This is a genomic window from Vibrio metschnikovii CIP 69.14, assembly GCF_000176155.1.
Classification (GTDB): Bacteria; Pseudomonadota; Gammaproteobacteria; order Enterobacterales; family Vibrionaceae; genus Vibrio; species Vibrio metschnikovii.
The window spans coordinates 563831-579885 of record NZ_ACZO01000006.1 but is presented as its reverse complement, the minus strand read 5'-3'; the positions used below and the strand labels follow the sequence as shown (position 1 = coordinate 579885).

Sequence of the window (16055 nt, the reverse complement as noted above, 5' to 3'; positions counted from 1 at the left end):
TAAAATGCGGCACTTTTTTATCTAACCCGTCCTTTATATTCCTCGATGTTAGCGAGCGCTCATTTCTATTCGCGTCGTGATGATAAAAGGACAGGTAAAATCAAGTGTGTATAAGGGTTACTCATGGCCAACAAAGACACCATATTCTCCGCTCCTATCGATAAAATCGGTGATTTTACCTTCGATGAGCGAGTGGTTGAAGTGTTCCCCGATATGATTCAGCGTTCCGTTCCGGGCTACAGTAATATTATTTCCGCGATTGGCATGCTCGCCGAACGTTTTGCTAAGCCACACTCTAATTTGTATGATCTTGGCTGTTCATTAGGCGCTGCCACTTTATCCATGCGTCGTCATATTCAACAAGAAGGGTGCAAAATTATCGGCGTCGATAACTCATCGGCGATGGTAGAACGGTGTAAATTGCACGTGAATGCTTACCGTTCTGATACGCCAGTCGAGATTATCGAAGCGGACATTCGTGATATTCAGATCGAAAATGCCTCTGTGGTGGTGCTTAACTTCACACTGCAATTTTTGTCCCCTGACGATCGTTATCGCCTACTGGAAAATATTTATGCTGGATTACGTAGTGGCGGAATATTGATTATTTCTGAAAAGTTTATTTTCCCTAATCAAACGGCTCACGAGCTGCTGATCGATTTACATCATGACTTTAAACGTGCTAATGGCTACAGCGAATTAGAGATTAGCCAAAAGCGCAGTGCAATTGAAAATGTGATGCGCCCAGACTCAATAGAAGCCCACAAAGCACGCTTCAAAGCCTTAGGCTTTTCGAGCTACGAAATGTGGTTCCAATGCTTTAATTTTGGGTCGATGTTCGCCATCAAATAATCTCATCGTGTGCTGACTTGGCATGATTACCTCAAATAATAACCACACTTTTTTCCTGCAAGGTAGATATGGGTTCTCTACCATCGTGGGTTTGTACTAGTTAGGAATAGACGATTATGTTTAATTTTGGTCCACTTTATCAGCGCATTGCGCAAGACACCCGCTTACAGCCTTGGTTAGAAGTGTTACCCAAGCAGCTTGCTGAATGGCAGGCGAAACCTCATGGGGATATGGAACGCTGGCTACGCGCCTTAAAAAAAATCTCGGATGCCAGTCCTGATCATATTGACTTAAAAGAGTCGGTGTCGGTGAGCAATACACACCCCTTGCCTGAAGGTGAGCAAAAAAAACTAACCAGTCTATTAAAAACGCTCCATCCATGGCGCAAAGGTCCTTATCAACTGCATGGCATTCATATCGATACCGAGTGGCGCAGCGACTGGAAATGGGATCGTCTTCTACCTCACATTTCACCCCTTCAGGGGCGTTCAATATTGGATGTCGGCTGTGGTAATGGTTACCATATGTGGCGTATGCTCGGCGAAGGAGCGTATCAGGTGATGGGTATCGATCCATCTGAACTGTTTTTAATCCAATTTGAAGCCGTTCGAAAATTGATGGATAACGATCAACGTATCCATTTAGTCCCGCTTGGTATTGAACAACTCCCTGAATTACAAGCATTTGATACTGTATTTAGTATGGGAGTATTGTATCATCGTCGCTCACCATTAGATCACCTCATCCAATTAAAAAATCAACTGGTTAGTGGGGGTGAATTGGTCTTAGAGACTCTGGTGATTGAAGGGGATGAAAATGCGGTTCTTGTGCCTTTTGACCGCTATGCCCAGATGCGAAATGTGTACTTTTTCCCATCAGCGCTGGCATTAAAAGGCTGGCTAGAAAAAGTCGGATTTGTGGATGTACGGATTGTCGATGAGAACATTACCTCACAAGATGAGCAACGCAGTACCGAGTGGATGACTCATAATTCGCTCCCCGATTACCTTGATAATAACGATCCAAGTAAAACCGTGGAAGGTTATCCAGCACCACGTCGAGCAATTTTAATTGCTCAGAAACCATAATTGACACAGCCTTAACTCGTCAGGCTACGGATACGTCTACCCTAACGGATGAGATTAGCGCCCTCGTGCGCTGATCGATGACTTAAAGTCACTGATCGTCCTTTAAGTCATCGAGGGTATAACAAATGAAACCATCACATAACAATAAGGTTGCCAATGTTTAAGCGAATAGCTCCCATCGTTGCACTGAGCCTACTCTCAGGCTGCACACTATTAAAGGGGGATGAATATCATCAGGCTACGCTGGCCGCACTTCACCAATCTGAGTCAAACATTGCTAATAAAATCGTTGACTTAGAACTCCATATCAGCAATCAGATGGATTATATCGATAGCCTTGAAGGTAAAGTCTCTAGCTTACAGAATGAAATGTACGAGCTAAAAGACCTCGCCAACCGACCGATCATCATCAGTGAACCATCACCATCCGCTGATTCCCTCGCCACGGTGAATGCCACTCAAACCATCCCTCGCCAGGATCTGGTATTAGGTGAAATCGAACGCGTGACTATCGACAGTATTAAACAGTCGTTTGATGCTCGAATTGATACTGGCGCAGCGACTTCTTCACTGAATGCAGTCGACGTTGAAGAGTTTGAACGCAATGGCAAGAATTGGGTACGTTTTCATCTTACCGGTGATAATAGCGTCAAAGACGATAGCAATTGGATAGAAGCGCCTATTCTCCGTTATGTTCGTATTCGTCAAGCGACCAACGAGCAAACAGAGCGTCGTGCTGTGGTCGAATTATGGGTGAAATTGGGGCCTATTCATCAAAAATCTCAATTTACCCTCGCTGATCGTTCACAAATGACCCATCCTATTTTATTAGGTCGGGAATTTATTCGCGATATCGCCGTGGTGGATGTAAGCCGTCAATACATTCAGACAGAAACTAAAGTAAAATAAGGCCCATTATGACGTCACGAATTCCGTTTTATCTATCCATATGTTTATTGATTGTGGTTGGGATTACTTTAAGTGTCATGCGTCATCAAAGCTATGGTGTACCATGGACACCCGGTGAAACTCGCCAAGTCTGGGACATTGAAGCGCGAATTGAATTTAACGCGCAAGGTCGGGAAGTCAAAGTCTCTCTTGCTGCACCTCATACCCAAGATGGCTTTACGTTGATTGGAGAGAATGCCTCTTCTCCGGGTTACGGTATCTCTTATGTCACTACAGAAAGTGGCCGACGTGCAGAGTGGACAATTCGTCAGGCCAAAGGTCCACAGACTATTTATTACAAAACTCAGTTCTTGGTGGATCCACAAGCTAACGCGATTTCTCTCCCGCCAAGCGCACCGATGGTTAAACCAACATTTGACGGTCCAGATGAAACCTCAGCTATCGCGCTTATCGAGCAGGCTAATCGACGTTCAGCGGATGACGTTACCTTTACTCGCGAACTGATTAAAGCGCTCAACGAAGCAGAAAATCAAAACGCCGCCTTACTGCTCAATAAAATGAGTAAAGTCGACGCGGCGCAAAAACTCCTTTCGTATGCACAAATTCCTAATAAAGTGGTTGGCGTCATTCGCCTAGAAGATGGACGTCGGCGTCAATCGATCCAACATATGAATCAAGTCTGGGACGGCAGTAAATGGGTGCTGTTTAATCCAGAAACTGGCACTCAACCGACTCAACCGAATTTGTTGGTGTGGGATGAATCGAATGTTTCTTTACTTGATGTGATGGGTGGACAAAACAGCCAAGTGCATTTCACGATGATTGCGCAAGATGTCTCTCCTCAACAAGCCACCAACAGCAAAGTCAGCGCCGATGGATTATTAAACCTATCCATTCATAGCTTACCGCTTGAAGAACAAGCGATGTTTAAAAATATTATGCTGATCCCTATCGGCGCACTGATTGTGGTTTTTTTACGTGTGATCATTGGTTTAAAAACCTCGGGAACTTTTATGCCCGTTTTGATTGCCGTCGCGTTTGTCCAGACCCAATTAACCACGGGGATCATCGGGTTTTTATTGATTGTCGGCACAGGCTTAATCATTCGTAGCTATCTCTCTAAGTTAAACTTATTGCTGGTCGCCCGAATATCGGCGGTGATTATCTCGGTGATTTTAATCATTTCAATGTTTACTGTCGTCGCATTCAAAATCGGCCTGACCGAAGGCTTAACGATTACGTTCTTCCCAATGATCATCTTATCTTGGACCATTGAACGGATGTCTATCCTTTGGGAAGAGGAAGGCGCTAAAGAAGTGATTCTGCAAGGTGGTGGCTCGTTATTGACTGCCGTGCTGATTTATTTAGCCATGACTAACCCTTATGTACAGCACTTAACTTTCAACTTTATTGGATTACAGTTAATTGTCTTAGCAGGCATTTTATTATTGGGAACGTATACCGGTTATCGCTTAACCGAACTGCGTCGCTTTAAACCCTTGGTAGACGGAGATTAATATGTTTTTTTCTCTTTCTGAATACACCTCCCCTTTCAAGCTACGCCGCAAGGGGATCATGGGCATGAATAAGCGTAATCATAGCTATATTGGTCGCTATAATGATCGCTCCAAATACCCTCTGGTTGACGATAAACTGCAAACAAAACTGATTGCTCAACGCGCAGGTTGTACGGTGCCAAAGCTGATTGGCGTGATCAGCAACCAAGGCGATGTTAGGCGCATTCACGAGATGGTCAAAGAGTGGCCGGGCTTTGTTATCAAACCAGCACGAGGCAGTGGCGGCAAGGGTATCTTAGTCATCACCTCACACAAAGATGGCATTTACACCAAGCCCTCTGGCTCGACCATTAATAAAGAAGATGTGGAACGACACGTCAGTAACGCTTTAGCTGGTCTCTTCTCGCTGGGTGGTAAAAATGACGTTGCCGTGATCGAAAACCTAATCAAATTTGATGACTGCTTTGATGGTTTCAGCTATGAAGGCGTTCCCGATGTACGGATCATCGTCTTTAAAGGCTACCCAGTAATGGCAATGATGCGGCTTTCTACCTCTGCTTCAGATGGCAAGGCTAACTTACACCAAGGAGCGGTGGGAGTAGGCGTTGATCTCGGATCGGGTAAAGCGGTACGTGCTGTACAGTTCAATCGCCCAGTGACCCATCATCCCGATACCGGAAGATCATTATCTGAGCTTACGGTACCGCATTGGGAACGCTTATTAACCTTAGCGGCCAGTGCATGGGAAATGACTGGATTGGGTTATATTGGAACTGATATGGTCCTTGATAAAGAAGAAGGTCCGATGGTGCTTGAGCTTAATGCCCGCCCAGGTTTAGCGATTCAAACCGCTAATGGTGCTGGCTTACTACCAAGGTTACAGCATATTGAAAGTATCGGGTCACCACTGATTTATCCGACCCCAGCCGAGCGAGTCGCTTATGCCGCGAAACAATTTGGGCTAAAAAACGGGTAATACTCATTAGATGGTGATTACCGCCATTCAATTGACGGTGGACAACTAAGTTTGCAGCTCGACAATAAAGTTCGAAACTTTTCGATGATTTTTTGTCGTAGTTTACCTTGTACTCTGACAAGGTTTTATCCAGAACCATGCTGAAGGGCAATGACCGTAACGCAGATTTGCCCCCTTTCGAGTTTCATACATATTTCGTTAACACTGATTTGGCTTAGGGGAGCTAGTCGACAGTGTAAAAGACTAGACTCACCCCATATGTTATGGTGCAAACCAATATTTATACTCAGAGCTCACACTAGAAAAAATTTCCTACGCTTGATGGTGAAAAGAACATATAAATTTACTTGGTATAGTTGCAACTATTTTAAAAAACCTCCATCAAACCCTTGTTTAATCAAGTAATATCAATGCTTATGAGTCTTTTTAATCAATTCCTTGCACTATTGTTTTTTCTATGTACTATGATCAAACCAACTTAATTTTAAACTTCGTTTAGAGATTATGAAAAAAAAGATCTTTGGTATTGAGGTACCACCTTTGAAAAGAGAGAATGAATTAGCTTTACTTCCACAAGATATGTGGCCGCTAGTAGAGCCAAAGCTTTGCGGGTTTAGTTCAAAGGGGGATTACTTATCATGGGATGAGTTTATTGCCAGAACCCCTCAATTCAAAGAGCATAAGCAAGCGGCATGGTTTGTACTAAAGCTCCGTAGAAACTTAGAAACTATTGATAAATTATTTGCTTATGATACCGATGGTAAGCTCGAGCTTTTGCGCTATAGTCCGTCTTCTCTCATGGCTAAGATACATAAGATTGAGCGTCTTTCTACTTTAAAGCACTTAGAGTTAGGTGTTGGTAATCGACAAGGGTTCTTGTCAGCCAGTCTTATCATGGAAGAAGCCATAACTAGCGCACAGCTAGAAGGGGCAGCGACAACAAGACCTGTTGCTAAAGAAATGCTTTCAACAGGTAGAGAGCCTAGAGATTTCTCAGAAAAGATGATTGTTAATAATTATCAACTAATGACATATGCTAAGACTGTAATTGACGAGCCGTTATCGATTGAACTAATTCAGCGTTTTAATCAAGTTGCTACGCAGAATGTATGTGAGAATGATCATATTGCGGGAATGATCAGGGATACACCGATAGCGGTAAAAGACGTTTTATATAATGAAACTATTCATGAAGCACCAGATGCGGATAAATTGGCTGGGCTTCTTTATAGTTTATGTGAATTCGCAAATACAGAGCACCTAGATAATGAATTCATACATCCAATTGTCAAAGCCATAATTATTCATTTTATGGTTGGTTATATTCATCCTTTCAGTGATGGTAACGGCAGAACGGCGAGAGCTTTGTTTTATTGGTTCTTGCTTAAAAGTGGTTATGACAATTTCCAATATGTGTCAATTTCATCGTTGCTAAAAAGTTCAAAGAATAAATATGCACGTGCATTTGTGAAAACAGAAACAGATAACTTTGATGTCACCCACTTCATTGATTTTAATATGAATATCATAATTCGCGCGCTAGAGGACTTTACAAAGTATATTCAAAACAAAATTGATGAAATTCAAAAAACCCGCTTGGATATACATAAATCGCCTTACTTTAATGAGTTCAAACTTCCCCATATTACTATCATAAAAAAAGCTCTAGAAGATGCAGGGCGAGAGTTTACTGTAAAGGAGTGTCAGGTTGAGTTTAATGTATCATCAACAGCCGCCAGAGCGTATTTAGATAAGTTGTCGGAGCTTGGGTTGCTGATTAAACATCCAATCAAAGGGCGTCAAATGGGATATATAGCTCCAAGAAACCTTAGGTCACGCCTCAAGATTGATTAGCATTGGTATCAGTGCAAAAACACTTAACAAGAATGAGAGGTGTCGAGCAGACACCTAATCTGAATTGGTCTGCATCTGCAATACTGGATACTTCACTAAGATACTTTGTGATACCTAAACTAATTCAATGGCTACCAAATTAGCAAAATCACTGACACGTTTATGTCCAGAAATGAATTTCGAACTTTGTAGTCACACTTTTTCTTAGGATAGCCACGTTGATTGAGTCTAAGTTTCAATCTTTATTGTTACATGTGGTCTCTGGTAGCCGCGATGGAAGCGAGCTTCGGAAGTAGAAAGGTTTCAAACTTTAATGTCCTCCCAACATCAATACCCATTCAGCGAAGACAACAATGATCATAAAAAAGCGCCTTATCATCAAGGCGCTTTTTATTTACAAGTGACTCAGCTTAGCTGACAGCATCGGCCAGTGGCAAAGACTCATTTTTTGGTTTTTCACTAGTAAAGCCACGCAGTCCGACCACATGCACGTGTTCATGATCTTTAAATACCTTACGCACCAGTTTATAGGTGGTCCCTCTTTCTGGGCTGATATTTTCTGGAGCCGCAATCAATAATTGCATATCCAAACGTTCACACAGTTCAAATAGCGTTGCTATTGATTTAGCGTCTAAACGTGCTGCCTCATCTAAGAACAATAAACGGCATGGGATAATATCTTTACTGCGTAGACGACGAGATTCTTCTTCCCAGCTCTGTACGACCATCAGTAAGATAGATTGGCCAGTACCAATTGCTTCACCCGTTGACAATGCGCCCGATTCGGCTTGTAACCATCCATCTGAACCGCGATTAACTTCAACACTCAACTCAAGATAGTTACGGTAATCGAGCAACTCTTCACCCAATATTTGTGGTGAACGCTGCCCCATATCGATATGAGGATTCACTCGTTGGAATAGCTTCGCCATCGCTTCTGAGAAAGTATAACGTGAGCTTTCAAACAGATCTTTATGTTGAGCCTGCTGCTCGGCTAAACCACTGAGAAGAACTTCATGGCTTTCACGAACTTTGACATTTAAACGCACGCCATTCACTTGCCCAAAAGCGATATTCGAGAGCCCTTGGTTAAGCATGCGGATCCGGTTTTGTTCACGTTGAATGGTTTTACGAATAATGCTCGCCACCGAATCTGAGCTGATCGCTAAGCGGTTTTCCCGCTGAGTCAGCTCTTCTGTTAGGCGAGCTAGCTCGACTTCCATCTCTTCAATCGCTTCAACAGGATCATCGGTACGAATAATATCTTGTCGAATTCGTTCACGTAAGTGCTGATAAACCGCAATGTAAAACAGCACCTTACGTTCAGGGTACGCATTATCCTCCGAGTGGCGCAGCGCATCACGCAGCGTCTCATTATTCGCCACGGCAAGACGTAGCGCCCCGAGCGATTTATCCGACATGGAGCGTAACTCGTCAGCCGATAAATAAGCCAATTCACGTTTATGCAAACGACGTTCAACATCATTTTGGCGGGCTAAACGAAGTACCGCACACCATCCGGCTTTGGCATTGACAACGAAAGTACGTAAATCTTGATACTCTTTTTCTAATTTTTTCAATCGCTTGGCAAGCGATTTCATCTCAATTTCGGTTGAGGTGATTGTCCGCTCATAGTGACTCTTACGGCTACGAGAGCTGTGCAAACGTTCATGCAGTTCATCACGGCGCTGCTGAGCTCTGAATAATGCGTTTTCATCTGGATGTACGCCAAATTCCTGTAGTTCTTGCTTAAACTCTTGCATCGTTTCCAATTTAGCCTGATGAGCACTTTTCAACGATGCCAACACTTGGTTGTACTGATTGAATTGCGCTTGTGCTTGTTTTAACTCTTCGCGAGTACGCTGACGCAGGCTCTCAGCTTGAACTAACTTGGCTTTTAGCTGCTCACTGAGTTCGCTACTTTGATTGAGAAGATCCACCGAATCTGCGTAGGCAAAGTGGTGACGACGTTCAACCAAATCAGCGAGGGCAAAAATTTGCGTTTTGAGTTGTTGTAGCCCGCGATCCGCGGCAAGATATTGCTGTTCTAAGACTTCAAACTGCTCAGGATCGACCTCTAACGCTGAAGCAATCGGCGCCAGTTGTTCAACCGTTTTACCATGAGCATGAAGCCAAGCTTTCGCTTCCACTAACTGAGCTAACTTGGCGTCAATATCTGCGGCTCGTTGGGTTAATCCAGATTCAGACAACAAGCGTAAATGAGGCGCAATATTCTCTAATAGTGCTAATGCCTGTTTACTCAGTTGACGTCGACTGGTTTGTTGCTGTTGTTGATGCTCTAACTCGACTAACTGGCGAGCAAGATGATTGAGCGCGTCACGAGCTTGACTGAGTGCTTGTTCAGGATCCGACTCAAACGCCACCTGCAAATGCTGAGCAACAAAATCATTAAAACTGCGGTATAAGCGCTGTAACTTTTGTGAATCAAACGCGGCCTTAGCATGCGCTTCGACGACTTCATCACGCTCATCGCGCAGTAGCTCTAAACGTTGCTCACGAGCTGCACGCCCAAACAGTGGGATTTTTGGAAAACGGGAATAGCGCATTTGACGCTGATTGAGCTGAACACAGACCGCACCTTCTAATTCTGCGGCATTAAATGAGCTATCATCGAACGCATCAATATCGCCCTCAATCAGATAAAGATCTTCTGGACAGTCGTCTAACTCGACCAGTTTTTCTTTGATGCCTGAAAGATCAGAGACCACAATGGCGTGACGAGCCGGACCGTACATAGCACTGAAGTACGGCGCATCTTCTAACGTTATGTCATCATAAATTTCAGAAAGTAGAACGCCACCAAGGGTATCGGCAAGGCCTTTAAGGCGAGGATCATTCGATCCGCCCGGTGAAGCCAAGCGTTCGATATCTTTCTCTAATTGCTCACGACGTTGAGCTAACGCATCTTTCTGAGCCGATTGGTGTTTTTCACGCTCTAAAATGCTTTGCATCTCAGTCATTACCGACTGTCGACTGTCTAAGCCCGCCCCACTTTGCTCACGCAATAGCTGTAATGCTTCTATCGCTTGATGCCAAGCTGGCGCTTTTAGCTCCAACTGTTTGATAGCATTGCGTTGTTCTTGTTCAAGACCACGCTGTTGACTACGCTGATCGCGTAGCACTTCTTGTGCCTCATCAAGCTCTTCTAACAGAGCGAGATGCTTCTCGCGTTCTTGCTGCAATTGGGATGGATCATCAATCATCACCTGAAATTGCTGGTGATAATCAGTCACCGATTGACGCACAGATTGTTGCTGTTCGATACGGTGCTGTAAATCGCGCTGCTGTTCATACCAAAGCGCTTCATTCTGTACGAGTTGCTGTGCTTGCTGCGCTTGAGCGAGTAATTGGTTTGCATGCTCTGCCGCTTGGCTACGAGTGACCTCACCTAAAACGCAGCTCACTAAATGCAAGGCTTCGTTAAACCGCGCGGAAGCGGCCGAAGACATATCGAGCTTATGTTTAACCGCCAGTAATTCGTGGGTGGTTGACTCTTGGCGTCCGCTCAGCTCAATCATCACCGTCTGAGCACTTTCTGCCGTCAAGCTATCATCAGCGAGCTGCTGACGTGCTTTTGCCAAGGCTTGCATTGCTTGTTGATACTGCAAAGCTCGCGTTTGCTGAATGTCCAACGCTTGCTGATAATCTGCAAGCTGAGTTTTCAGACTATCGACTTCCTCTTCAGCCGCAGTGGCTTGGTCTTCAACCATCACTAAGCGCTCTTGCGCTTCTTCAACCACCATTAGCTGCTCTTCAAGACGCAGACTCAACTCTTCAAGATCGTCTTGATAACGGGCGATTTTTTCTTGCTGACGAAGGGCATTTTGTACTAACTGCAGATGATCGGCTGCACTTTGATGATCCTGTTCTAGCGCAGCTTCTTGTTCAAGCAGCGTTTCCAGCTCTTCGTGCACTTGATTCAATAGCCGATTGTGTTCCAGAAGCGTATCTCGAGCGCTGAATAATTCTTGGCGTAACGTCAACGTTTGCTGCACTTTACTGCGACGTTCATTGGCGTGACGCATGTAGTCTGCGGCAACATATTGGGTCGATTCGGTGATTAAATGTTTGAACAGATCACGATCGGCTTGGGTGTTTTTAATCGCTTCCAGCGTCATGCGGTTTTCTCGCAGCGCTGACTCCATATCTTGAAACGCTTTTTTCACCCCACCATTTTGTGGCAGTAAGTAATCGCGTAATGAACGGGTAATCGCGCTGGAAATACCGCCGTACAAAGACGCTTCAATGAGGCGATAAAACTTTGATCGGTCGCTGCTATTACGCAGTTTTTTCGGTACCACACCAAATTCAAACATGTGGCTATGATAATCGACGATGGAACTGAACGATTTAAAATGCGCACCTTCAATAGCATGAACGGCATCTTTGACTTCATTGAGCTGTCTCACTCGAGCGTGTTGATCAGAAACACTTTCAATCAAAATATCCGTCGGTTTGATATGACTAGGTAAACCCTGAATCACAAAAGGTTTAATATCGACTTTTTTATCACGGCCGGCAACTTGTTGAAGTTTTACTGCAAACAGTAAGCGTTGATGGCGAGAATTGACCACATCCAATGCCGCATAGCAGGCACCAGGTTGTAATTTACCGTACAGGCCTTTATCACGAGAGGCTTGAGAGCTGCCCGCTTCTGTGGTATTTCGAAAATGCAGTAAACTTTGATCGGGAATTAATGCGGTGATAAACGCCGCCATCGTGGTTGATTTACCCGCCCCATTGCCGCCCGATAACGTCGTCACCAAATTATCAATATCAAAAGTACGTGCGAAAAAGCCGTTCCAATTGATCATGGTCAGCGATTGATACTTACCTCTTTCAATCATGCTTCATCTTCCCATAATGTCGGTTGATCTTCATGTTGTTCGTCAGCAGATACCGTATCCAATAAGCTTTGCTGACTGGGCTCTTGACTATGAACAACGGCTTCACCATCTCGTATCAAACGCAGTTGCGCTTGACGTAAATCATCGCCAATACGCACATCGGCTCCAAAACGAAATACCGCTTCGGTAATTCTAAATTTGGTGGTTTCGCCAAGGTGGATAATCATCCCTAGGCGGCGTAAACGACGTAACGAAGTGCGGACTTTTTCAAACAGTTTCTCTTTATCCAAATCTGAACCTTGCGCACGATTGGTCGCAAGCTTCATCAATTTCTTCTCATCGGTCAAACTCAATAACTCTTCATAGAGTTCTTGATACGTGAATAAGCCTTCATGGGCAAGACGCTCTGGGCTTAGATATAAGAAGCACAGCACCTTACCAACCAGCATATCTAATTCAGACAAAACACTGCGATTGATCAATGAGGTAGAACGTGGACGTAAGTAAAAAAAGCCCTCGGGCGCACGAACTAACTCAGTATTATAGCGCTGATAAAAAAGTGCTAACTCTGGCTCAAAATCACTGAGAAACGCATGGTTATCTAAATCATCGCTGGACACATGGCGCCCTGCGCGTAATTGGCTGTCTAAAGCCGGAAAAAGCGGGTTAACAATCGCTTTAGCCAGATTCTCTGGCATATAGTGGTTAATATCGGTCAATGACATTAGCTTGTACCTTTGCACCAAATTGGTTAATCGCTTGCCAATCAGGTTGAATGGCTTGGTAATCGGATTGTGAATAACCCAAGCGAACGGCTTGGTCGACAACAATACGGGCTAGATCGAAATGATGAGTTCTTGGGTGTGCGGCAAGATAATCACGCAGCACATGACCAAGGTTGATCGGTTGGCCCTGTTGTTTATGGCTCTGAAGCATCCCCGCGATACGCTCCGCAAGCTCATCATGAACCTTTTGAAACGTTTCATATTCGACAGCGGGGGGAATGTGGCCGGTCACTTCTTCATCTCGTAACATCAGAGTTTCATCGCGTAAATCAGACAAACGCTCGGCCTCGGCATAAGTGAGCAGCCAAGGTTGAGAAAAGTAATCGTGCAGCGACTGGCGTAAACGTTGGCTGAAAGCGCGATTTTGATCCATATCTATCGCCGTGCGAATGAACTTATGCACATGGCGGTCATAACCAATCCATAAATCGATCGCTTGTTGTCCCCAACTGATGATTCGGTCTAATTTCATTTGCAGCACAAACAGCACTTCATCGATAAACTCTAATTCTGGATCGCCGTAAACAATCTCTTGAATATCAAGAATTTGAGTTTGTAATTCGTCGCCTGCGGCTTGAAGCGTATCTTGCAGCTCTCGTAAGGTCGATGAGGTTTCAGACAATAAACTTTCACAGTTATGAATCGCTTCTCGCCAATCTTTATTCAATAGATCGGCAATTTGTTGTTTCACGGATTGCTGCTGCTCGTCTAAAACGCGTTGGTTGAGATCGATGCGATCAAAGATTTCACTCACCGAGTATTTTAATACCCCGTAAACATTCTTTTTCCAATGCGCAGGTGTCCCCCCTTGCTGAGCGGAGTTGGTGGCTTTAGCCATTTCATCCGCTAACAAGGAAAGTTGAATAGAGAGTTTTAATTTCGAAAACTGACGATGACGAACATAATAATCGGTAATGCCAATCGCCAAAGGCGACAAGCGATAAATGCTCGCGCCATCGGTGACCTCACTAGTAAAACGACTCAGCAAACGCTGTTTGACGAGCTCATTAATGGCGTTATTAGCCCGAAATGCAGAGACATCACCCGTTTCAGTAAATAGGCGGCTAACAATCGCAAACGCATCATGCAATTCCCCCTCCCCTAATTCTTCATCGAATTTTTCATGGCTCAATACCGCAATCGCTATCAAAAACGCCAGCCGTTCAGCAGGTAAGTTCAAAGAAAAATCGTGCTGCTTCACCCAACTGACGAGTTCATCAATCGGTTGTTCAGTCGCATTGTGAGTCATATCACTCATTGTTCTTCCTGTGGTTGTTTCCTAGCCCAAACATGGATGTAGCGTCCTAAAGATAGATAAGGCTCTTGGCGGCAAAATTGTTGCTCCAATGCCAAAAGGTCTGCAAACTCAAACTCGCCCATATTGGTCATATTGCCGATATAATCGCTAAAGCAACGAATGCCTGACTTACCCATAATTTGACATCCAGCATGTTCAATCCACTGATACACATCAGCAGGGAGCAGCCCTTTTTGTGGCTGTAATTTAAATCGTTTACGATGTGGCATGCCATTTAAAATATGCGGAATATTGCCACATACCGCATTTTTATAAACTAAGCCATGTTGGTTGTAAAACATCACCGAAACAATACTGCCCGGACGCACCAGTGTTAATAACTGCTGTAAAGCCTCTTGGGGTTCCGTCAACCACTCCATCACCGCATGAAATAAGATGATGTCAACGGGCTCAGTCAAATGTTGCTGCACAGATTGTACGGGAGAATGTACAAAGCGAAATCTCTCCAGTAATCCATGCTCAGTCACCTCTTGTTTGGCTAAATCGAGCATCTCTTGCGAGAGGTCACACAAAGTGATTTGATGGCCAAGCATAGCGAGTTTTTGCGACATTTGCGCCAAGCCCCCTCCTGCATCCAAAATATGCAGGGGCGTTGTCTGACCGCTAAAATGGGTCAAAATTTGCATGAGATCATCCCAAACAATGACTTGACGAATCTCGCCTTTGTCAGAGCCGTAAATATTTTTTGCAAATTTGTGGGCAATATCGTCGAAATTGCGATCTTCAGTCACAGTGGCTTGAGTTATGATAATAAATCGTGCTGCTATTCTGTCATAGGAATGGCAGGAATAAAGGACCTTTCGCTGATTTTATTATCAAGTGCTGTTTTTTCGGACTATTTAATCTATGTTTGAGCTGAAAAAAATCGTTTCTTCTCTACTGATGCCATTACCAGCGCTGCTGATGATTGGTTTTATCGGCTTGATGCTGATTATGTTTACCGCAAAGCGAAAGACTGGCTGCTTAGTGGTTCTATTTTGTTTGTCTAGTTTATTGGTTATTTCTTTTCAACCAGTATCCAGTCGCTTATTAATGCCTTTAGAGCGTCAGTACAGCGCTTTTTTACCCATTGAGGGCACTGTCGATTATGTCATGGTTTTAGGCAATGGCCATGTCGTCGATGATAGCATTCCACCAACCTCTGAACTTACTCGAGCCGCGTTAATGCGTCTTAGCGAAGGAATTCGAGTGATGCGGATGTACCCTGGCGCAAAGCTGATCCTATCGGGTTATGCAGGGGGGAGTGAAATGAGTCATGCACGCATGCTGGCTAAAGTGGCGCTTGCGCTTGGTGTCGCAAAATCAGACATTATTTTGCTCGAAACGGCGCAAGATACGTGGGAAGAAGCAAGACAAGCGGCGGCTTTTGTCCAGCAGCGCACTCTGGTTCTGGTCACCTCGGCCAGCCACATGCCCCGAGCAATGAATGAATTTCAATCTGCAGGGCTAACGCCTATCCCTGCGCCGACGAATTATCTTGCCCAAACGAATATCAGCCAAGCTTGGGATAAATATATCCCGAGAGCGCTCTATTTAGAACAAACTGAGCGGTATTGGTATGAAACCATGGGGCTAATATGGCAAACCATGCGCGATTGGGTGAGCCATGAACCCAAATTGAATGAATCATCGCCTGCTGTAGAGGGTGATTGATATTCTTGTTATTAAGCGGCATCGTCGAAAAAGTGGTTTGGTGCACAACTTGATAAACATTGTGCACATTTAACATCAATTGGAAGGATTATGGGCCGAATTTGATTGCGAGTTACTGCGTTGCAGTCTAGAATCTTGCTGGTTATTAACAAGATTAAATGTAACCAATAGGCCGCTATTTAACAGCGGTTTTTGTGTTTTTATTACTTTTAGGCTGACGTTAGCCTATACCCGA

The 16055-nt window shown here is 44.3% G+C and carries 11 protein-coding genes; 7 read left to right on the top strand and 4 right to left on the bottom strand.

The genetic code is table 11. From position 1 onward, the window contains the following. Positions 1-123: 123 nt before the first annotated feature. The 6 genes from cmoA to VIB_RS06100 all read left to right on the top strand — a co-directional run bounded on the left by cmoA (position 124) and on the right by VIB_RS06100 (position 7196). Complete coding sequence (cmoA, locus tag VIB_RS06125) at positions 124-852, top strand: carboxy-S-adenosyl-L-methionine synthase CmoA (RefSeq protein WP_004395102.1); 729 nt, start codon at positions 124-126, stop codon at positions 850-852. Between the two features lie 116 nt (positions 853-968). Continuing rightward, positions 969-1940 carry a tRNA 5-methoxyuridine(34)/uridine 5-oxyacetic acid(34) synthase CmoB gene (cmoB, locus tag VIB_RS06120; RefSeq protein ID WP_004395101.1) on the top strand — a complete coding sequence of 324 codons (972 nt, stop codon included), beginning with the start codon at positions 969-971 and terminating at the stop codon, positions 1938-1940. Positions 1941-2096: 156 nt separating this feature from the next. Then, a complete protein-coding gene (locus VIB_RS06115; RefSeq protein ID WP_004395100.1) occupies positions 2097-2849 on the top strand; it encodes an ATP-dependent zinc protease family protein in 753 nt (250 codons plus the stop codon). An 8-nt stretch (positions 2850-2857) separates the two neighbouring features. Then, positions 2858-4366, top strand: coding sequence for an inactive transglutaminase family protein (locus VIB_RS06110; RefSeq protein WP_004395099.1), 1509 nt, complete (start codon positions 2858-2860; stop codon positions 4364-4366). A 1-nt stretch (position 4367) separates the two neighbouring features. After that, positions 4368-5342 (top strand): alpha-L-glutamate ligase-like protein, encoded by a 975-nt coding sequence (locus VIB_RS06105; RefSeq protein ID WP_040904245.1) that lies wholly within the window; start codon positions 4368-4370, stop codon positions 5340-5342. Positions 5343-5846: 504 nt separating this feature from the next. Beyond that, the gene (locus VIB_RS06100; protein ID WP_004395097.1) at positions 5847-7196 is read left to right on the top strand and encodes a Fic family protein; all 1350 of its coding nucleotides are present in this window, start codon (positions 5847-5849) and stop codon (positions 7194-7196) included. A 410-nt stretch (positions 7197-7606) separates the two neighbouring features. Here the strand turns inward: VIB_RS06100 and mukB are convergent, their stop codons facing one another. From mukB to cmoM, 4 genes are read right to left on the bottom strand one after another with little or no spacing between them, the layout of a single operon-like run. Beyond that, entirely contained in the window at positions 7607-12064 is a 4458-nt protein-coding gene (gene mukB / locus VIB_RS06095) for a chromosome partition protein MukB (protein ID WP_004395096.1), read from the bottom strand. Beyond that, positions 12061-12789 carry a chromosome partition protein MukE gene (gene mukE, locus VIB_RS06090; RefSeq protein ID WP_004395095.1) on the bottom strand — a complete coding sequence of 243 codons (729 nt, stop codon included), beginning with the start codon at positions 12787-12789 and terminating at the stop codon, positions 12061-12063. Before mukE ends, mukB begins: the two co-directional genes overlap by 4 nt. Continuing rightward, entirely contained in the window at positions 12770-14107 is a 1338-nt protein-coding gene (gene mukF, locus VIB_RS06085; protein WP_004395094.1) for a chromosome partition protein MukF, read from the bottom strand. The genes mukE and mukF overlap by 20 nt, the downstream gene beginning before the upstream one ends. Then, positions 14104-14898 (bottom strand): tRNA uridine 5-oxyacetic acid(34) methyltransferase CmoM, encoded by a 795-nt coding sequence (cmoM, locus tag VIB_RS06080; protein ID WP_040904244.1) that lies wholly within the window; start codon positions 14896-14898, stop codon positions 14104-14106. The genes mukF and cmoM overlap by 4 nt, the downstream gene beginning before the upstream one ends. Positions 14899-15013: 115 nt before the next feature. Here cmoM and elyC point away from each other — a divergent pair, with 115 nt between their 5' ends. Then, positions 15014-15820 (top strand): envelope biogenesis factor ElyC, encoded by an 807-nt coding sequence (elyC, locus tag VIB_RS06075; protein WP_004395092.1) that lies wholly within the window; start codon positions 15014-15016, stop codon positions 15818-15820. Positions 15821-16055: the final 235 nt, after the last annotated feature.

Bases quoted from the DNA above. Each gene is read 5' to 3' on its own strand.
- mukB (WP_004395096.1), bottom strand. From the start codon at position 12,064: ATGATTGAAAGAGGTAAGTATCAATCGCTGACCATGATCAATTGGAAC.
- VIB_RS06115 (WP_004395100.1), top strand. From the start codon at position 2,097: ATGTTTAAGCGAATAGCTCCCATCGTTGCACTGAGCCTACTCTCAGGC.
- mukE (WP_004395095.1), bottom strand. From the start codon at position 12,789: ATGTCATTGACCGATATTAACCACTATATGCCAGAGAATCTGGCTAAA.
- cmoA (WP_004395102.1), top strand. From the start codon at position 124: ATGGCCAACAAAGACACCATATTCTCCGCTCCTATCGATAAAATCGGT.
- elyC (WP_004395092.1), top strand. From the start codon at position 15,014: ATGTTTGAGCTGAAAAAAATCGTTTCTTCTCTACTGATGCCATTACCA.
- cmoB (WP_004395101.1), top strand. From the start codon at position 969: ATGTTTAATTTTGGTCCACTTTATCAGCGCATTGCGCAAGACACCCGC.
- VIB_RS06100 (WP_004395097.1), top strand. From the start codon at position 5,847: ATGAAAAAAAAGATCTTTGGTATTGAGGTACCACCTTTGAAAAGAGAG.
- mukF (WP_004395094.1), bottom strand. From the start codon at position 14,107: ATGAGTGATATGACTCACAATGCGACTGAACAACCGATTGATGAACTC.
- VIB_RS06110 (WP_004395099.1), top strand. From the start codon at position 2,858: ATGACGTCACGAATTCCGTTTTATCTATCCATATGTTTATTGATTGTG.
- VIB_RS06105 (WP_040904245.1), top strand. From the start codon at position 4,368: ATGTTTTTTTCTCTTTCTGAATACACCTCCCCTTTCAAGCTACGCCGC.